We start from the raw sequence: 15,474 nt of genomic DNA, 5'->3' as shown, positions 1-15,474 counted from the left end.
ACCTTACCCGCACGGGCTGGGGCAATGCGATGTACCACCTGTTCCTGTGTGACGAATTCTCCGCCGAGGAGGCATACCGCTGCGGCTTCGTCCAGGAAGTGCATCCATACGGGCGGCACCGCGAGCGTGCGATGGAGATCGCCCGGGCGATCAGCAAGGTCGCGCCGATCGGCCTGCGTGCGACCAAGGCTGCGGCTCTGACCTATATCGAGCACGGCGAGCAGGCAGCGATTGCCGTCATTCCGCAGATTCGAGAGGAGGTCTTCGCGTCGGAGGACTTCAGGGAAGGGATCCAGTCCTTTGTCGAGCGTCGCGAGGCCCGCTTCGTGGGGCGGTGATCCTGGTGGTTCACACGTGAATTGCCACTGGTTTCGATCCTGCGGCAGCGCATAGAAACGGGCGCGGCTTGATGGCCTTGCCAGCCCGGTTCTGACGGGTATCCCAGCGTATAACTATCCATCCATTCAAGAGAGATTCGCAATGAAGACGCAGATCACAGAGTTGTTCGGCATCGAGCATCCCATCATCCAAGGCGGCATGCACTACGTAGGATTCGCGGAACTGGCTGCCGCGGTGTCCAATGCGGGCGGCCTGGGCATCATTACGGCGCTGACACAGCCCAGCCCGGAGGCGCTGGCGGGCGAGATCCGGCGCTGCCGGGACATGACCGACAAGCCATTCGGCGTCAACCTGACTTTCCTTCCGGCACGCAATCCGCCGGATTACCCCGGCTATGTGCGCGCGATCATCGATGGCGGCGTGAAAATCGTCGAGACCGCTGGGAACAATCCGCAGAAGTGGCTGCCCATGCTGCAGGAAGCCGGCATCAAGGTGATTCACAAATGCACATCGGTGCGGCATGCACTGAAGGCCGAGAGCATCGGCTGCGATGCGGTCAGCGTGGACGGCTTTGAATGCGGGGGCCATCCCGGCGAGGACGATGTCCCCAACTTCATCCTGCTGCCCCGTGCCGCGGACGAGCTCAGGGTACCGTTCGTCGCCTCGGGCGGCATGGCCGATGGTCGCTCGCTGGTGGCGGCACTTGCCATGGGCGCGGGCGGTGTCAACATGGGCAGGCGCTTCGTGGCGACCCACGAAGCGCCGGTCCACCAGAAGGTCAAGCAGGCCATCGTCGCGGCAACGGAACGGGATACGCGGCTCGTCATGCGCCCGCTGCGCAATACCGAACGCGTGCTGAACAACGCTGGGGTCGAGCGCCTGCTGGAAAAGGAAAGGCGGCTCGGCGCCGACATCGCCTTCTCGGACATCGCGGACGAGGTAGGTGGCATCTATCCGCGTGTCATGAAGGACGGCGACCTGGACGCCGGTGCCTGGTCGTGCGGCATGGTTGCCGGACTCATTCGTGACATCCCCAAGGTCGGCGAGCTGGTCGAACGAATCATGCACCAGGCCGAAGAGATTGTTGCGAAGCGGCTTCACGGGATGCTGTCGCAGGCATGAACATTGGTGATGCCAACTAGGAAAGAGACAATGCGCGCAATTGTTGCAAGGACCAGGGTCAAGGAAGGCCGCGAGGCCGGGTTTGAAGCGCTGGCAGCCGGACTGGTGACCGAGTCGCGCCGTGAATCCGGGTGCCTGGCATATGACCTGTGGCGCACGAAGCGCATGAATGCGTCTTGATCGAGCGCGACGTCGACGAGGCGGCAGCCCAGGCGCACGTCAAATCTGATCACTATCGTCGGATTGGTCGACAGATGGGCGTACTCATGGGCGGTGCCTCGACTGTGCTCAGACTCACCGCGCCGGAGTCGGGTGCGGGCGCTTCCGGGGCGGAACCTCTACGACAGCAGCCTGTGGGGCATCCGTGTTGTCGCGATCGTCGCCGCACTCTCGCAACTCGGCATCCAGACCGCGAGCATCATTGCCGTGCTTGGCGCGGCCGGCCTCGCGCTCGGTCTCGCCCTGCAGGGGACGCTGCAGAATATCGCGGCGGGGATCATGTTGTTGTTGCTGCGGCCCTTCAAGGCTGGCGACTACATCGATGGCGGCGCGGGAAGCGTCGCGGGTACCGTCCAGGAAGTCAGCCTGTTCATGACGCGTCTGACGAAGCCAGACGGGATCTGCGAGTACGTACCGAACAGCGTACTGTGGAGCAACTCGATCCGCAATTACAGCCGCAATCCCAATCGACGACTCGACCTCGAAGTGGAAGTCGCGGCTCGGGACGATGTGAACCGGGCGCTGGAGACACTGCGCGCGCTTGTCGCCGCCAATCCGCACGCGCTTACGGATCCCGCTCCACAGGTGATGGTGATGCGCTTCGATGACAGCACGGCAGTGCTGAATATCCGCGTCTGGTCCCCCGTGGACGTGTTCTGGGACATGCGCTGGGATCTCGCCCGCCAGGTACGGCAAAGACTGACCGACGAAAAGTTTTCTCTCCCGCTGCGCACCCGGGAGCTTCACATCGTGCGCACGCCAGCATCCGTGCGCACGCGCGGTCCGGATGGTACCGTCGCCTCGTGAGAAATGCATCGCAGGCGGTCCGGGCACCAGCTTCCAGTCCTTGCGCCACGGACACGGATATTTGGCCGTTTGTGGGTCGGAAAAATGTCTCCCACGTGATACCTTGCGGATGTCGATTTTGTGCCAGCTCGTTCGTCGTGGTGTTGAAGGCACCGAATGTCCTTCGACATAATCCGGAACTCACCTTTTGACAGGAGAAAACCAATGCGCGTGATGGTCATGGTCAAGGCGTCCCCCGAATCCGAAGCCGGTCAAATGCCGAGCATGGAACTCATCGAGGCGATGGGCCGTTACAACGAAGAATTGGTCAAGGCCGGCATCATGCTCGGCGGCGACGGACTGAAACCGAGCTCAGAGGGGGTGCGCGTGAAGTTTTCCGGCAAGGACCGAAGCGTCGTCGACGGCCCGTTTGCCGAAACCAAAGAACTGATCGCCGGCTACTGGATCTGGCAAGTGCAATCAATGGACGAAGCCATCGACTGGGTACGCCGCTGCCCGAATCCGATGGTCAGCGACTCGGAAATCGAAATTCGCCCCTTCTTCGAGCCCGCGGACTTCGGCGAGGCGTTCACGCCCGAGCTTCAGGAGAAAGAAGAACGGCTGCGGCAGCAGATTGAATCCAATCAGGGTACCGAGCGTCGTTGACAAAGTACGCGACACGGCACGCTCTGTGCCGTCACGCCCTCGCACCTCAAGCCCTCAAACCCTGAAAGTCCCCAAGGAACTCAGCGCGGAACACAGCGGGCTTTTCAGCGCGAGCGCACGGACGGCCGGCGTCGTCCCGCACCCGCTTTCGGCGGCCAACAAGCGCGTCGTCGAAGACCACCCGCCGCTTCGCTAGCCGCGCGGCGCTGCCGGGCTCTTGCACACAGGTCTAACCGACCAGCCGACTAACCGGCCGGCGCTGCCGGCGAATCATCGTTCTCCGCAGTTCAATGGCCCAGACCGGCGCCGGCGATCTGTTGCTCCACGAACTGGGCGAACAGCGTATGCAGATGCGTCGTCGGATGAAGGTCGTCGGCGAACATGTAGGTCTGATCCGCGTTGGCGGCGACGTAGGTTGCCGGCGAGCACAGCAGTGCCGTCTGGTCGGGCGTCTTCTTCGGATCGCAGGCGACGCCGGTGTTCGACACTGTGAAGCCATTGGCCTGAAAGTTCGCGATGATCCGATTCACCCACGTGTACGCGTCGATCTGGATCACCTTGCCTTGCAGACCATTGGTCTGCAAAGCGGCGTTCAGCGTGCTGTTGAAGAGTTGCGAAAGCTGGGTCAGGTTGGCCCCGCCATCGGACGATGCTAGGCCAGTGGGCGACAGACCGATGTTCGGCAGGTTGATCACCACCACATGAGCGGCGCCGTTCTGGACGATCTGCCCCGCCAGCTGGGCGAGCGTGTTTGCGGCCGTCTGCACGGGCTGGGCCGCGGCCGGCAACTGGCCGGCCCGAAGCACATCGTTCGCGCCGGCCCACACCAGGATGAGCTGATTGGCGTTGAAGCTCTGGTGAGCGCTCAGATAGTTCGAGATCTGCTGAGTGACGGGCATTTCGATGTCGCCGATCACGTCGCTCAGGAAGTTGTACTGGTCCGCCGGCGTCGCCACCGTGGCGCCCCCTTCCGCATAGCCGAGGCCGCTTTGCGCACTGAGCTTATGGGTGATGTCGATAGTGTATGCCGCGCTCAGCGTATCGCCGTAGTATTGCGCGACGTTCTGAGTCCACACCTGCCCGGGATTCGTCGTGAACCGCCCGCCGCCCACCGCTCTGGCGATCGGCGCGTAGGTCCCGACGTCCGACAGGCTGTCGCCGAACGAGACGATTTGCAGTTTGATACCGCCCGCAGGCGCAGGCGTCGCCGCGCCACCGTTGCTCGAACTACTCGAACCGTTGTCGTGTCCGCCGCCGCATGCCGCCAGCAGTGAGATCGCGACGGCAAAAAATACAGCGCGGGCCTGGTCATTGATTCCTCGCATAGCTCCTCCCCCTGAACGGTCGGGCGGTTCAGCCACGTGACGTGGTGTGGCGGCCACCGCTGTCGCGACAAGCATGCTGATCACGCAAAAAGCGTGCACTGTCGCGCCCGAGGCTGACTGCGCGTCACGCCCGGCGTCATGCGGGGCCGTTCCGGCCGGTCGCGGTCCCATCCGCTCGTGCTCGGGCCAGACGCGGAACCTCGCGACGCGTTCATCGCTGAGACCGCCGTTTCAAAGGGCACGAATGCCGATTGCTCGCATTTGTAAGGATGAGCAGGCCAGATTACAAATTGCTGCGATCGCCGGGAATGGTGGGGAGGTCTGACTGCGGCGGTGCGTGCGCCTGCGCTTCGGGTTCGCCGTCCGTCAGCGGCGCACCCCCCGCATTGCCTGGCGGCGTCGTGAGCCCCGCCGTAAGCTCTTTAGTGCTGGACACCCCAGAGCCGCACCGTGACGCGCTCCAGCGTATCGAACACCAGATGCTCGATCAGCAGGCCGATCACGATCACCGCGGCGAGGCCCGCGAATACGCGGTCCGTGTACAGCTCATTGCGATTCTGGAAGATATACCAGCCGAGCCCCCCGCTGCCCGAACTCGCGCCGAACACCAGTTCGGCCGCGATCAGCGTGCGCCATGCGAACGCCCAGCCCACCCGCAAACCGGCCAGAATCGACGGCAACGCTGCGGGCACGAGTATCAGCAGCACGTGGCGCAGGCCGGTCAGTCCATAGTTGCGGCCTGTCATGCGCAGCGTCGCGGGCACCGACCGAAAACCGGAGTACGTGTTCAGAGCAAGCGGCCACAGCACCGCATGCACCAGCACGAACAGCAGGCTGCCGGTGCCGAGACCGAACCACAGCAACGCAAGCGGCAACAATGCGATCGACGGCAACGGGTTGAACATCGCGGTCAGCATCGACAGGACATCGCGCCCCACCCGCGTCGATACGGCAAGCGACGTCAGCACGAACGCAAGCCCGGCGCCGAGCAGATAACCGCGCAGCAGCACGGACATCGACACCGCCGTTTTCTGCAGCAGTTCGCCGGACCATACGCCCTGCGCGAACGCGCTGAAGGTCGCACCGAAAGTCGGCAGCAGCAGGTCGTTGTCGATGATGCGCGCGGCGGCTTCCCATGCCGCGATCAGCACCAGCGCGATCAGCGCCTTGCGCAACCAGCTTTGCGCAAAGAGACGCTTGCCGAGCGGCAACGGCGCTTCGAGAGCGAGTTCGCCGAGCGGTTCGAGCGGGCGTTCATACTCTTCGCGAACCGGCGGCAGCAAGGTGGTGGGCGAACTCATTGAGCGGTCTCCGTCTGCTCGAACAACAGGTGATGAATGCGTGCAACGCTGTGCTGAAAATCGCTGCGCCCGAAACTGTCCTGCGAATATTGATGGCTGTTGAGTTCGGCGCGCACGCGGCCGGGATGCGGCGACAGCAGCAGAATCCGGTTGCCGACCACGAGCGCTTCTTCGATCGAATGCGTGACGAACAGCAGCGTGAAATTCACCTCTTCCCACAGCCGCAACAGTTCCTCCTGCATCTTGCGGCGGGTGAGCGCATCGAGCGCGGCGAAGGGTTCGTCCATCAGCAGCACGCGCGGCTGCATCGCGAGCGCACGGGCAATCGCGACGCGCTGCTTCATGCCGCCCGAGAGCGTATGCGGATACGCGTTCGCAAACGAAGCCAGCCCCACCTTCTCCAGATAATGCAGCGCGCGCTCGTCGGCTTGCGCGCGCGTGAGCTTCTTCGCGACGCGCAGCGGGAACGCGACGTTCTGCAGCACCGTCTTCCACGGCGGCAACTGGTCGAACTCCTGGAACACGACGATCCGGTCCGCACCGGGGCCGCGCACCGCCTCGCCGTCGAGCGAAATACTGCCCGAACTCGGCTGGATGAAACCGGCCACGGCCTTGAGCAACGTCGACTTGCCGCAACCGGACGGGCCGAGCAGGACGAAGCGATCGCCGCCGTAGACATCGAAGCTGACGTCGTGCGTCGCGCGAACGATCCGCTCGCGCGTGCGGTATTCGAGGTTCACGTGTTCGACCGCGAGCAGTTTTTCGCTGGTCGCCGCGCGGGACTCGCCTGCGTGGTGCGGAAACAGAAGTGTGGGATTCGCCACCATCAGATCGCTCCCTGTGTGCTGAATGAACGGACCAAGCGGACTGAACGGACTGAGCGGGCCGACCAGCGTCCGGCAACGATGACCATCCTCAACTCCCCGCCGCCGTCGCCGGGTCGTCGAAGAAGTAGTCCTTCCACGACTTCGGCTCGTTCCTGATCGCGCCGACGCGATACATGAACTGTGCGAGCCCCAGCGTGTTCTGCGGCGCAACCTTGAATTGCACCTGCGGATTCTTGATGACCTTCACGAGCAGATCGCGCTCGATCTTCGACTGGTTCGTACGGATGTAGATATCGGCAGCGGCATCCGGGTTCGCGCTGATGAAGCGCGCGGCATCGGCCAGTGCATCGACGAACGCGCGATACGTCTTCGGATTGTTGTCGCGGAATTTTTCGGTCGCGTAAAGTACCGTCGCCGAACTCGGGCCGCCCAGCACGTCATACGAATTCAGTACGATGTGCGCCTTCGGATTGGCCGCCAGTTCCTGCTCCTGAAACGGCGGATTGCCGAAGTGGCCGGTGATTTCCGTGGCGCCCGCGATGATCGCCGCGGCCGCGTCGGGATGCGGCAGCGCCTGAGTGAACTTGTCGAGGCGGTTGTACTCCTTGTCGCCCCAGCGTTTGGCCGCCGCATATTGCAGCACGCGCGATTGCACCGACACATTCACGGCCGGCACCGCGATGCGGTCCTTCGCGGTGAAGTCGGCGATCGTCTTCACAGCGGGATCGTTGCTCACCAGGTAGTACGGCAGATTGCCGAGCGACGCCACGCCCTTCACGTTCTGCTTGCCGTGCGTGCGGTCCCAGATGGTCAGCAGCGGGCCGACGCCGCCGCCGGCCACGTCCACCGCGCCCGACAGCAGTGCGTCGTTGACCGCGGCGCCGCCCGAGAGCTTCACCCAGTCGACCTTGATGTCGAGCCCCTGCTTACGCCCTTCCTTCTCGACGAACTGCTGGTCGCGCGCGACATTCAGCAGCAGATAGACGATACCGAACTGCTCCGCGATGCGGATCTGCCCTTCGGCGTGCGCGGGCGCGCTGGCGGCGAAGCCCGCGACGCCCATTGATACAGTCAGCAGTACCGCGGTGAAGCGGCGAACATACGACGGCCGCTCGGCGGTCGGTCGAAACCTGTCTGGCATTGGAACTCCGGTCAGCGTGCAGGGTGAGATGAAAGCGGACGACATTGCGTCAGAACGGCACGTCGCCTTCGATCGTCGTGCGATAAAGTTTGCGGCGCAGATGATCCGGCGTGCCGGCCGCGAGATGCATCAACGAGCGGTTGTCCCAGAACACCATGTCGTGTTCCGCCCACTGATGCCGGTAGATGTGTTCGGGGCGCACGCTATGCGCGAAGATTTCGGCCAGCAGCGCGCGGCTCTCGTCTTCCGGCAAGCCGATCACGCGGGTCGTGAAATGCTCGCTGACGAACAGCGCGCGGCGCCCGGTCTCGGGATGCGTGCGCACGATCGGCTGCACGACCGGCTTCACCTGGTCGATCTGCTCGGCCGACAGATCGGGCCGCCACGGGCTGCGCTTCTGCAGTTCAGCGTATTTGGCGAGGTAGGTGTGCTCGGCCGAACGCCCTTGCACGGCGGTGCGCAAATGCGCGGGCAACGTGTCCCACGCGAGGTGCATGTTGGCGAACAGCGTGTCGCCGCCTTCGGCGGGCAACTCCTGCGCATGCAACAACGAACCGAGACTCGGCTTCTCCTTGTACGAGAGGTCGGAGTGCCAGAAATGGCCGGCGTCGCCCAAACCGATCGGCTTGCCGTCTTCGACGATGTTCGACACCACCAGCACCTCGGGAAAGCCCGGCAACTGGAACTGGTGCAGCACGTGAATCTGCAGCGGACCGAAACGGCGGCTGAACGCGATCTGTTGAGCGGGTGTGATGCGCTGATCGCGAAACACCAGCACATGATGATCGAGGTGGGCGCGGTGAATGCGCGCGAAATCGTCGTGGCTCAGCGGCTTGGCGAGATCGAGCCCGAGCACTTGCGCGCCGACGGGGCCGTCGAAAGCGCGAATCTCGATGGGCTGGTTCTCAATGGAGGCGCCGGCATGGCGGGTATCAGCAGGGGCAAAGGCAGTCGTCACAGGAAACTCTTCGTCGAATCTGTTCGGAGGACGCCGTCGAAGGCGCAGTCAGATGAATTTACCGGCGCACGCGCGCGCAGACAACGAAGCAAATCCGATACGTTTATCTGCTGGAGTGATAAACCCGATGCTTTAACGGGCCCGGGCCCGGGCCCGGGCACGCGCACCCGCATCGAACGCGCCGGCCAGCCAACGCGTGACCGCCCACTGAAACGCGCCGCACAACACGAGATACACCAGACCCACGAACAAAAAAATCTGCGCCGGGTAGACCATGAGCCGGCTATTCACCTGGTTCGCGAGGAACGTGAACTCCGGCACCCCGACGATATAGGCAAGCGACGTATCCTTGATCAACGATACCCATTGATTGACGAACGACGGCGTCATCGTGCGTATCGCCTGCGGCAGCAGCACATGGCGCAACGCCTGAGCGCGCGTCATGCCGAGCGACAGCGCGGCCTGCCACTGCCCGTCGCCGAGCGCGGCGATGCCGGCCTGCACCGAATGCGACAGATACGCGCCGCCGATCAGCGCAAGCGCGCAGACCACGGTCGCAAGTCCGGGCACATCGATATGCAACAGCACCGGCATCAGAAAGAACGTCCAGAAGATCAGCATCAGCACCGGAATCGCGCGAAAAAAACCCACTGCGGCAAGCAGCAGAATATGCAGCGCGCCGCGCGTCATCACCAGCGCGATACCGCCTGCCAAACCCAGCAGCGCCGACAGCACGGCCGAGCTCAGCGTCAGCGCCACGGTCAGCGCGACGCCGCCGAGCGGGCCGGCGGGAAACGCGCCGGCCAGCAGATAGCGCAGGATCGGCAGCCAGTCAGGCGCGCTCATGAGCCGCCTCCCCGCACGAACCGCGCGCGACCCGCTTGATCGGCACCACGCCGCTGCCAGATCACCAATGCGACTTCGATAGCGGCGATCGCCGCCATGTAGAGCAAGGTCGCCATGCCGAACGACTGGAACGTCTTGAGGGTCTCCGTCTCGACCTGGCGCGACGAGTACGACAACTCCGCGAGGCCGATCGCCATCGTCAGCGACGAATTCTTGATGACGTTCATATATTGCCCGGCGAGCGATGGCGTCGCGATCCGCACCGCCTGCGGCAAAATCACATGGCGCAACGTAGCGAAGCGCGTCAGGCCCAGCGCCGCGGCCGCCTGATACTGGCCGGTGCGCACGCCGCGCATCCCCGCGCGGAATTCCTCGCCGATGAAGGTCGTCGTGTAGCACGTGAGGCCGAGCCAGCCCGCGACGAATTCGAAGGTCGGCCAACCCAGCGTGACAGGCCCCAGCGTGACGGCATGCGGTGTATTGAGCCAGTTCATCACGCTGTCGGGCAACAGGACCGCCGCGCCGAAATACCAGAACAGCAATTGCACGAGCAACGGCGAGTTGCGGAATATCAGCACATAGCCGGCCGCCGCGCGGCGTAGCGCCGCGCCACGCGCGCTGCGTGCGAGCGCCAGCGCGAAGCCCAGCAGCGTCGCGCAAACGATCACACTGGCCGACAGCGCCAGCGTCATCGCGAAGCCGCGCCAAAGCCACGCCACATAGCGAGGTTCGAGCCACGCGTTCATGGTCACCATCCAGAAGCTTTTGCATTTGCAGCGATAAAACAGACCGGCCCGCCGTCATGCGAGCGGCAGGCCGGACAGCGAGCGCGCCGAACGGCGCAACTCTTTTGCGGATCGCCAATCCTGAACAGGCGAGGCAGCGGCGCTTTGCTGGACGGACCGAACCACTGCTCGTAGATCTTCGCCGCGTTGCCGTTCGCTTCCAGATTCACCAGCGTTTCGTTGACCACACTCAACAGACGCGCCTCGTTCTTCGGCACGCCGACGCCTTCATAGTCGTTCGAAATCGTGAATGGCGGGATCTCATACTTCTCCTTGTCGGGCACGTTGGCGAGCAAGGCGACCAGCTTCGGACCGTCCTGCGTGATCGCCTGCACATTGCCCTCACGCAGCGCGGCAATGGCGAAAGGCGTGTCGTCGTAGGCAACGATGGTCGCGGCCGGGAACTGCGCGCGGACCTGCTGTTCGTTCGTCGTGCCCTTGTCCGCGCCGATCCGCAAACTGCCCAGTTGCTGCGGCGACTGCAACACGCCCTTCTTCGCGATGAACTGCGTGCCCGACGCGAAGTACGGCGTGCTGAAGTCGATTTCCTTCCTGCGCTCGTCGGTGATCGTGAAGTTCGCGAAAACCAGATCGACTTTGTTCGACTTCAAAAACGCGATCCGGTTGGCGGGATTGGTGGGCTGAATCTCGAGCTTGACGCCAAGCTTCGCCGCGACGGCGCGTGCATAGTCGACGTCGAGGCCCACGATCTGATTGGTCTTCGGGTCGACGAAACCGAACGGCGGATTACTGTCGAAAGTCGCGACGCGCAGCACGCCCGCTTTCCTGATGTCGTCGAGTCGATCGGCGTGCGCGACGCCTGATAAGGTGAGCAGCAGCCCGAGCACAGCGGCGCTGCGAGTCCAGGTTTTCATCATCAAGCCCCGTGGTTATCCGTTCAATGCGTAGGTATCGTGTCGGGCGTTCCCGTGCCCTTGGCGAAGACTGTAGCAGCGCGTCATAGCGTCACGAACAAACGATTCGTCAGGTGCTAGGTCGGTGGCGTCATAACAGCATGTCGGAGGCGCGGATCGATGGGCTCCATAAAGACGTTCAATTAAAGATTCTCAAGCTTTGAAGCGGAGGACGTTAAATATTCCGAATGCACGCATATAAAACAATCCTCTGAAAAATGTAATTTCCGCTTTCCCCCCGCGTGAATCCGCGCCCGCGCCCTCCCGCCACCCCATGTTTTCAGCTGCCCGCAAGAATTCAAGCGCTGTCTGTGTGCGGCGCTCCTTACACTTCGTCGCAGTGTGTTGGCTGGCGCACATTAACTAACTCTGACAAGGAATAATTTTTATTACGGGCCAATCTCGGAGACTGCGGGACTACAACTATGCAAATCATGTCAGACGCACGGGGTCATACCGTCGCAAAGAGGATTCGAATCGACGGAGGCGTCGCTCTGAAGTCTTTTCACAGCGTCATCCCTGCCGAAACGATCGCTGAGATCAACGACGCCATCGATCGATCGTTCGGCAACGTACCGCAACGTTCCCAACCGGGCGCGACGGTGGCAGCGATGCTGCGTCGTGACGACGCCTTCCGACAGCTCGAGGCGACAATCTGTGCTAATGCACGGGAAGCCGCTGCCAGGGCCGGTCAGACCGAGGTGCCTTTGGAACCCTTTCACGTGCTGCGCTGTGCGAACATGGCAACGCTCGCGGAAAGTCATTGCCGCCATTACGATTCCCATCTGCTTACGTTGCTGATTCCTTTGCAGCTCTCGCAGGATGCCGTCTCCAATGGCGACCTCGTGATGTACCGGCGGCCCCGGCTGTCGGTCTCCACGCTGGGCAACATGATCTGCAAAGCTCGCCACAGTGTGCAGCGCAACCTGCCGTTCAAATGGCGCAAATGGCTGACGCTGCATGACCTGCGCCGCGGCAACTGCACGCGCATGCCGGTGCACGTGGGCAGCGTATACGAATTCAATGGATTTGCGCTGCAACATGCGAATCTGGATGTGCAGACCGGGCAGCGCCGCACTCTGCTGATTCACTATTACGACCCGGGCTTCTCGCTAGGCCTTAGCGCGATCGTGCGTCGTGGCCGCATACGTTGATGGTTTGCGCCAATAACGCGCGAGCGCACGTCGTCTTGCACTCGCGCATTGGCATAATGCGGCTCCGCGCATCGATCTTCTCAAGCCCTTACATCCAGAAGCTGCGGCCAGATCCCATTTGATAGGATGGCCCGCCATCGTTATCGACTTTGCGCGCCCTCCCGGGCTGCGCCGGGTCCATCCGCCGAAACACCACTGTCTCTTCAATGCGCATGCTCCACGGGCCATCTCGACGAGCCCGCGTGCCGGTCAAAAACTCTTCCATTCCATTTAATCCGGAATACACTGAATTCAGGACTGCATCCCATCTCTGCCCCACCAGCCTTCGCCAGCAGGAAGCTTTTGTCGTTTTCCGCGAGCCGAAGCAAGCCAGGTCGGTTCGTGCCCACACAACATCGAGCGGGACGACTCATCATGGCTGATACGAGCTACATGGCACGCAAAACCGTCGCCGACATCGTGCACAGCGCGGATGTCCACGGAACCGCATCACTGTCGAAAACCCTCGGTGTGACCAGCATCACCGCGATGGGTATCGGCGCGATCATCGGCGCCGGCATCTTCGTGCTGACCGGCACGGCCGCCGCCCAGTTCGCGGGCCCGAGCATCGTACTGTCGTTCGTGCTCGGCGGTATCGCGTGCGCGTTCGTCGGCCTGTGCTATTCGGAACTGGCGGCCATGCTGCCGGTCTGCGGCAGCAGCTACACGTACACGTATGCCACGCTGGGCGAGATCTTCGCGTGGATCATCGGCTGGGACCTGATCCTCGAATATGCCATGGGCGCCGCGACCGTCGCGGTCGGCTGGTCCGGGTATATCGTGAGCCTGCTGCACAACGTGGGCATCAATATCCCGCCCGTGCTGGCCGCGGCGCCCGGCACCGTGGTCAAGCTCGCGGACGGCACCACGGCGACTGGCGTCGTCAATCTGCCGGCCATCGTGATCATCGCGATCCTCACGACCATGCTGGTGCTCGGCACGAAGGAATCCGCACGGCTGAACAACGTCATGGTCGCGGTCAAGCTGGTCGTGGTGGTGGCCTTCATCGCGCTTGGCGTATTTTTCATCAAGCCGGAGAACTGGCATCCGTTCATCCCCGCGAACACCGGCGAATTCGGCAACTACGGCCTGAGCGGAATCCTGCGCGGCTCGGCCGTGGTGTTCTTCGCGTTCATCGGCTTCGACGCGGTCTCGACCGCCGCGCAGGAGGCGAAAAAGCCGCAGCGGGACATGCCGATCGGCATCCTCGGATCGCTGATCATCTGCACGGTGCTGTACATCCTCGTCGCGGGCGTGCTCACCGGGCTCGTGCCTTATACGGAATTGAACGTGCCTGATCCGATCGCGAGAGGCGTCGACGCGATCGGCCTGACCTGGTTCTCGATCCTGATCAAGATCGGCGCGCTGACCGGCCTGACCACGGTGATCCTCGTGCTGCTGTATGGACAGAGCCGCATCTTCTTCACGATGTCGGAGGACGGCTTGCTGCCGCCCCTGTTCGCGCGGGTTCATCCGCGTCTGCATACGCCTCATCGCAGCCAGATGCTGATCGGCACGGTCGTCGCGATCGTGGCGGCGCTGACGCCGATAGGTGTGCTGGGCGAGATGGTCAGCATCGGCACGCTGTTCGCGTTCATCCTCGTGTGCGGCGCGGTGATTTACCTGCGCCGCAGCGATTCCGATGCGCAGCGCCCGTTCCGGGTGCCGGGCGTGCCGGTGTTGCCGGTGCTGGGCATCCTGTTCTGCCTGTTGCTGATGGTGGGGCTGCCGCTCGTCACGTGGCTGCGGCTGTTCGTGTGGCTGGTGATCGGGATGGTCATCTACCTCACCTACGGCCGCCATCATTCGAAGCTGAGGTTTCCGGAGCGGCAATGAATGCCGGGATGCCTGAGCGGCGCTGAGTGCCGTGCTTCTCGCAACCTGTTCGTCAACCAGATCAAGGCTTCATCGATCGCGGCGGCGATCGGCGTGTTCGACATCACCTATACGACGCAACGCATCAACTTCGAAACCGCGCAGGCCGTGCCGACGTCCGCGAGCGCGATGCTCGCCTACATGGCGCTGACGATTCCACTCGGCCTGCTGATGCGGCGGCTCGAACAGAAAATGGCGGTGGCGCGATGAGCCGGCCCAACCCGCTCTATGAAGCACCGGGCCCGGTCGGAAGGATGCGGCAGCGCATCGTTTCGGTGGTCAGCGCGCTCGCCGTGTGCGGCCTGCTCGCTGTGATCGGCATGCGCCTCGCAGCGAGCGGCCAGTTCGAAGCGGACAAGTGGGCGATCTTCCTGCATTGGGGCACCGCGAAGTTTCTTTTCGACGGCCTCGTGTCGACGCTCGAAGCGGCCGCGTGCGCGGCGCTCGTCGCGTTCGCGATGGCGTTTCCGCTCGCGCTCGGCCGGCTTTCGAAGCGCTGTGGATCAGTAAGCTGGCCGGCGCGTACATCGAGTTTTTCCGCGCGATTCCATTGCTGCTGCTGATCCTGTTCATGGTGATCGAGCTGCCCGCGCTCGGCTTCGACTGGCCGGCGCTCGGTTTCCTCGTGTTCGCGATGGCGCTGCATCACTCGGCGCTGACGGCCGAGGTCGTGCGCGCGGGCATTCTGTCGCTGCCGCGCGGACAGCGTGAGGCCGCGTTCGCGCTCGGCATGCGGCCGTATCAGGCGATGCTGTACGTCGTGCTGCCACAGGCGTTGCGCAGCATGCTGCCGGCGTTGATCAGCTCGGTTCTCGCGATCGTGCAGGATACGTCGCTGGGCTATGTGATTCCCTACGACGAACTGCTGCACCGCTCGCGGGAAGTGTCGAGCTATGCGCCGCAGTCGCTGTTGCAGGCGGCGTTCATCGTCACGCTGATGGATGGCCTGGTGAGCGCGGCGCTGCTTTATCTGAAGCGCCGGGTGACGCGCCGCCAGGGACGTGTGGTGGTGAGGAGCGCTGCCGTGAGCGGTGTTTGCGCGACTGCGTCCGATGCGGTGGATGTCGGCGAAGCGTCGGTTGCGGGTAGAAAATGAGGGCGCCGCGTGGGCCTCGGGGCTGCGTTGCGGTTCTGGGCTCGGGCTTTGGATAATCGGCGCGTGCACGTCAGACGGCGC

At 63.3% G+C, this 15,474-nt stretch carries 17 protein-coding genes and 1 pseudogene; 10 read left to right on the top strand and 8 right to left on the bottom strand.

The annotated features are described in order from the left end of the window. From PQR02_RS15020 to PQR02_RS15000, 5 genes are all read left to right on the top strand, one after another. The coding region (locus tag PQR02_RS15020; RefSeq protein ID WP_408231886.1) for an enoyl-CoA hydratase-related protein at nt 1–338 on the top strand (338 nt) is incomplete at its 5' end. Between the two features lie 142 nt (nt 339–480). Further along, nucleotides 481–1,461 (top strand): NAD(P)H-dependent flavin oxidoreductase, encoded by a 981-nt coding sequence (locus PQR02_RS15015; RefSeq protein ID WP_408231883.1) that lies wholly within the window; start codon nt 481–483, stop codon nt 1,459–1,461. Between the two features lie 9 nt (nt 1,462–1,470). Then, nucleotides 1,471–1,641 carry a putative quinol monooxygenase gene (locus PQR02_RS15010; protein WP_408231898.1) on the top strand — a complete coding sequence of 57 codons (171 nt, stop codon included), beginning with the start codon at nt 1,471–1,473 and terminating at the stop codon, nt 1,639–1,641. A gap of 132 nt (nt 1,642–1,773) precedes the next feature. Continuing rightward, entirely contained in the window at nt 1,774–2,487 is a 714-nt protein-coding gene (locus tag PQR02_RS15005) for a mechanosensitive ion channel family protein (RefSeq protein WP_408231880.1), read from the top strand. 204 nt (nt 2,488–2,691) lie between these two features. Further along, nucleotides 2,692–3,132, top strand: coding sequence for a YciI family protein (locus PQR02_RS15000; RefSeq protein ID WP_408231877.1), 441 nt, complete (start codon nt 2,692–2,694; stop codon nt 3,130–3,132). 287 nt (nt 3,133–3,419) lie between these two features. Here the strand turns inward: PQR02_RS15000 and PQR02_RS14995 are convergent, their stop codons facing one another. From PQR02_RS14995 to PQR02_RS14960, 8 genes and pseudogenes are all read right to left on the bottom strand, one after another. Beyond that, entirely contained in the window at nt 3,420–4,457 is a 1,038-nt protein-coding gene (locus PQR02_RS14995; RefSeq protein WP_408231874.1) for an SGNH/GDSL hydrolase family protein, read from the bottom strand. Nucleotides 4,458–4,879: 422 nt separating this feature from the next. After that, a complete protein-coding gene (locus PQR02_RS14990) occupies nt 4,880–5,758 on the bottom strand; it encodes an ABC transporter permease (RefSeq protein ID WP_408231871.1) in 879 nt (292 codons plus the stop codon). Then, nucleotides 5,755–6,585 carry an ABC transporter ATP-binding protein gene (locus PQR02_RS14985; RefSeq protein WP_408231868.1) on the bottom strand — a complete coding sequence of 277 codons (831 nt, stop codon included), beginning with the start codon at nt 6,583–6,585 and terminating at the stop codon, nt 5,755–5,757. The genes PQR02_RS14990 and PQR02_RS14985 overlap by 4 nt, the downstream gene beginning before the upstream one ends. Nucleotides 6,586–6,673: 88 nt before the next feature. Next, nucleotides 6,674–7,726, bottom strand: coding sequence for an ABC transporter substrate-binding protein (locus PQR02_RS14980; RefSeq protein WP_408231865.1), 1,053 nt, complete (start codon nt 7,724–7,726; stop codon nt 6,674–6,676). 49 nt (nt 7,727–7,775) lie between these two features. Next, nucleotides 7,776–8,684: a TauD/TfdA dioxygenase family protein gene (locus PQR02_RS14975; RefSeq protein ID WP_408231862.1), complete on the bottom strand. Its 909-nt coding sequence runs from the start codon at nt 8,682–8,684 to the stop codon at nt 7,776–7,778. 132 nt (nt 8,685–8,816) lie between these two features. Then, nucleotides 8,817–9,530: an amino acid ABC transporter permease gene (locus tag PQR02_RS14970; protein WP_408231859.1), complete on the bottom strand. Its 714-nt coding sequence runs from the start codon at nt 9,528–9,530 to the stop codon at nt 8,817–8,819. Then, on the bottom strand, nt 9,527–10,276 hold the full coding sequence (locus tag PQR02_RS14965) for an amino acid ABC transporter permease (protein WP_408231856.1): 750 nt from the start codon (nt 10,274–10,276) through the stop codon (nt 9,527–9,529). The genes PQR02_RS14970 and PQR02_RS14965 overlap by 4 nt, the downstream gene beginning before the upstream one ends. A gap of 110 nt (nt 10,277–10,386) precedes the next feature. Further along, a pseudogene (locus tag PQR02_RS14960) lies at nt 10,387–11,190 on the bottom strand (ABC transporter substrate-binding protein); the annotation flags it as partial. Between the two features lie 464 nt (nt 11,191–11,654). Between PQR02_RS14960 and PQR02_RS14955 the strand changes: the two are divergent. The 5 genes from PQR02_RS14955 (at nt 11,655) to PQR02_RS14935 (ending at nt 15,393) form a co-directional block, all read left to right on the top strand. Then, on the top strand, nt 11,655–12,383 hold the full coding sequence (locus PQR02_RS14955; protein ID WP_408231853.1) for a hypothetical protein: 729 nt from the start codon (nt 11,655–11,657) through the stop codon (nt 12,381–12,383). Between the two features lie 414 nt (nt 12,384–12,797). Then, complete coding sequence (locus tag PQR02_RS14950; protein WP_408231850.1) at nt 12,798–14,258, top strand: amino acid permease; 1,461 nt, start codon at nt 12,798–12,800, stop codon at nt 14,256–14,258. Next, the gene (locus PQR02_RS14945) at nt 14,259–14,507 is read left to right on the top strand and encodes a hypothetical protein (protein WP_408231847.1); all 249 of its coding nucleotides are present in this window, start codon (nt 14,259–14,261) and stop codon (nt 14,505–14,507) included. Next, a complete protein-coding gene (locus tag PQR02_RS14940) occupies nt 14,504–14,860 on the top strand; it encodes a hypothetical protein (RefSeq protein WP_408231844.1) in 357 nt (118 codons plus the stop codon). The genes PQR02_RS14945 and PQR02_RS14940 overlap by 4 nt, the downstream gene beginning before the upstream one ends. Continuing rightward, entirely contained in the window at nt 14,848–15,393 is a 546-nt protein-coding gene (locus PQR02_RS14935; protein WP_408231841.1) for an ABC transporter permease subunit, read from the top strand. The genes PQR02_RS14940 and PQR02_RS14935 overlap by 13 nt, the downstream gene beginning before the upstream one ends. Nucleotides 15,394–15,474 lie beyond the last annotated feature (81 nt).

Origin of the sequence: Paraburkholderia sediminicola (assembly GCF_046026895.1) — a bacterium.
Classification (GTDB): Bacteria; Pseudomonadota; Gammaproteobacteria; order Burkholderiales; family Burkholderiaceae; genus Paraburkholderia; species Paraburkholderia sediminicola_C.
The sequence above is the reverse complement of the archived record's forward strand: the minus strand, read 5'-3'. Positions and strand labels throughout refer to the sequence as shown.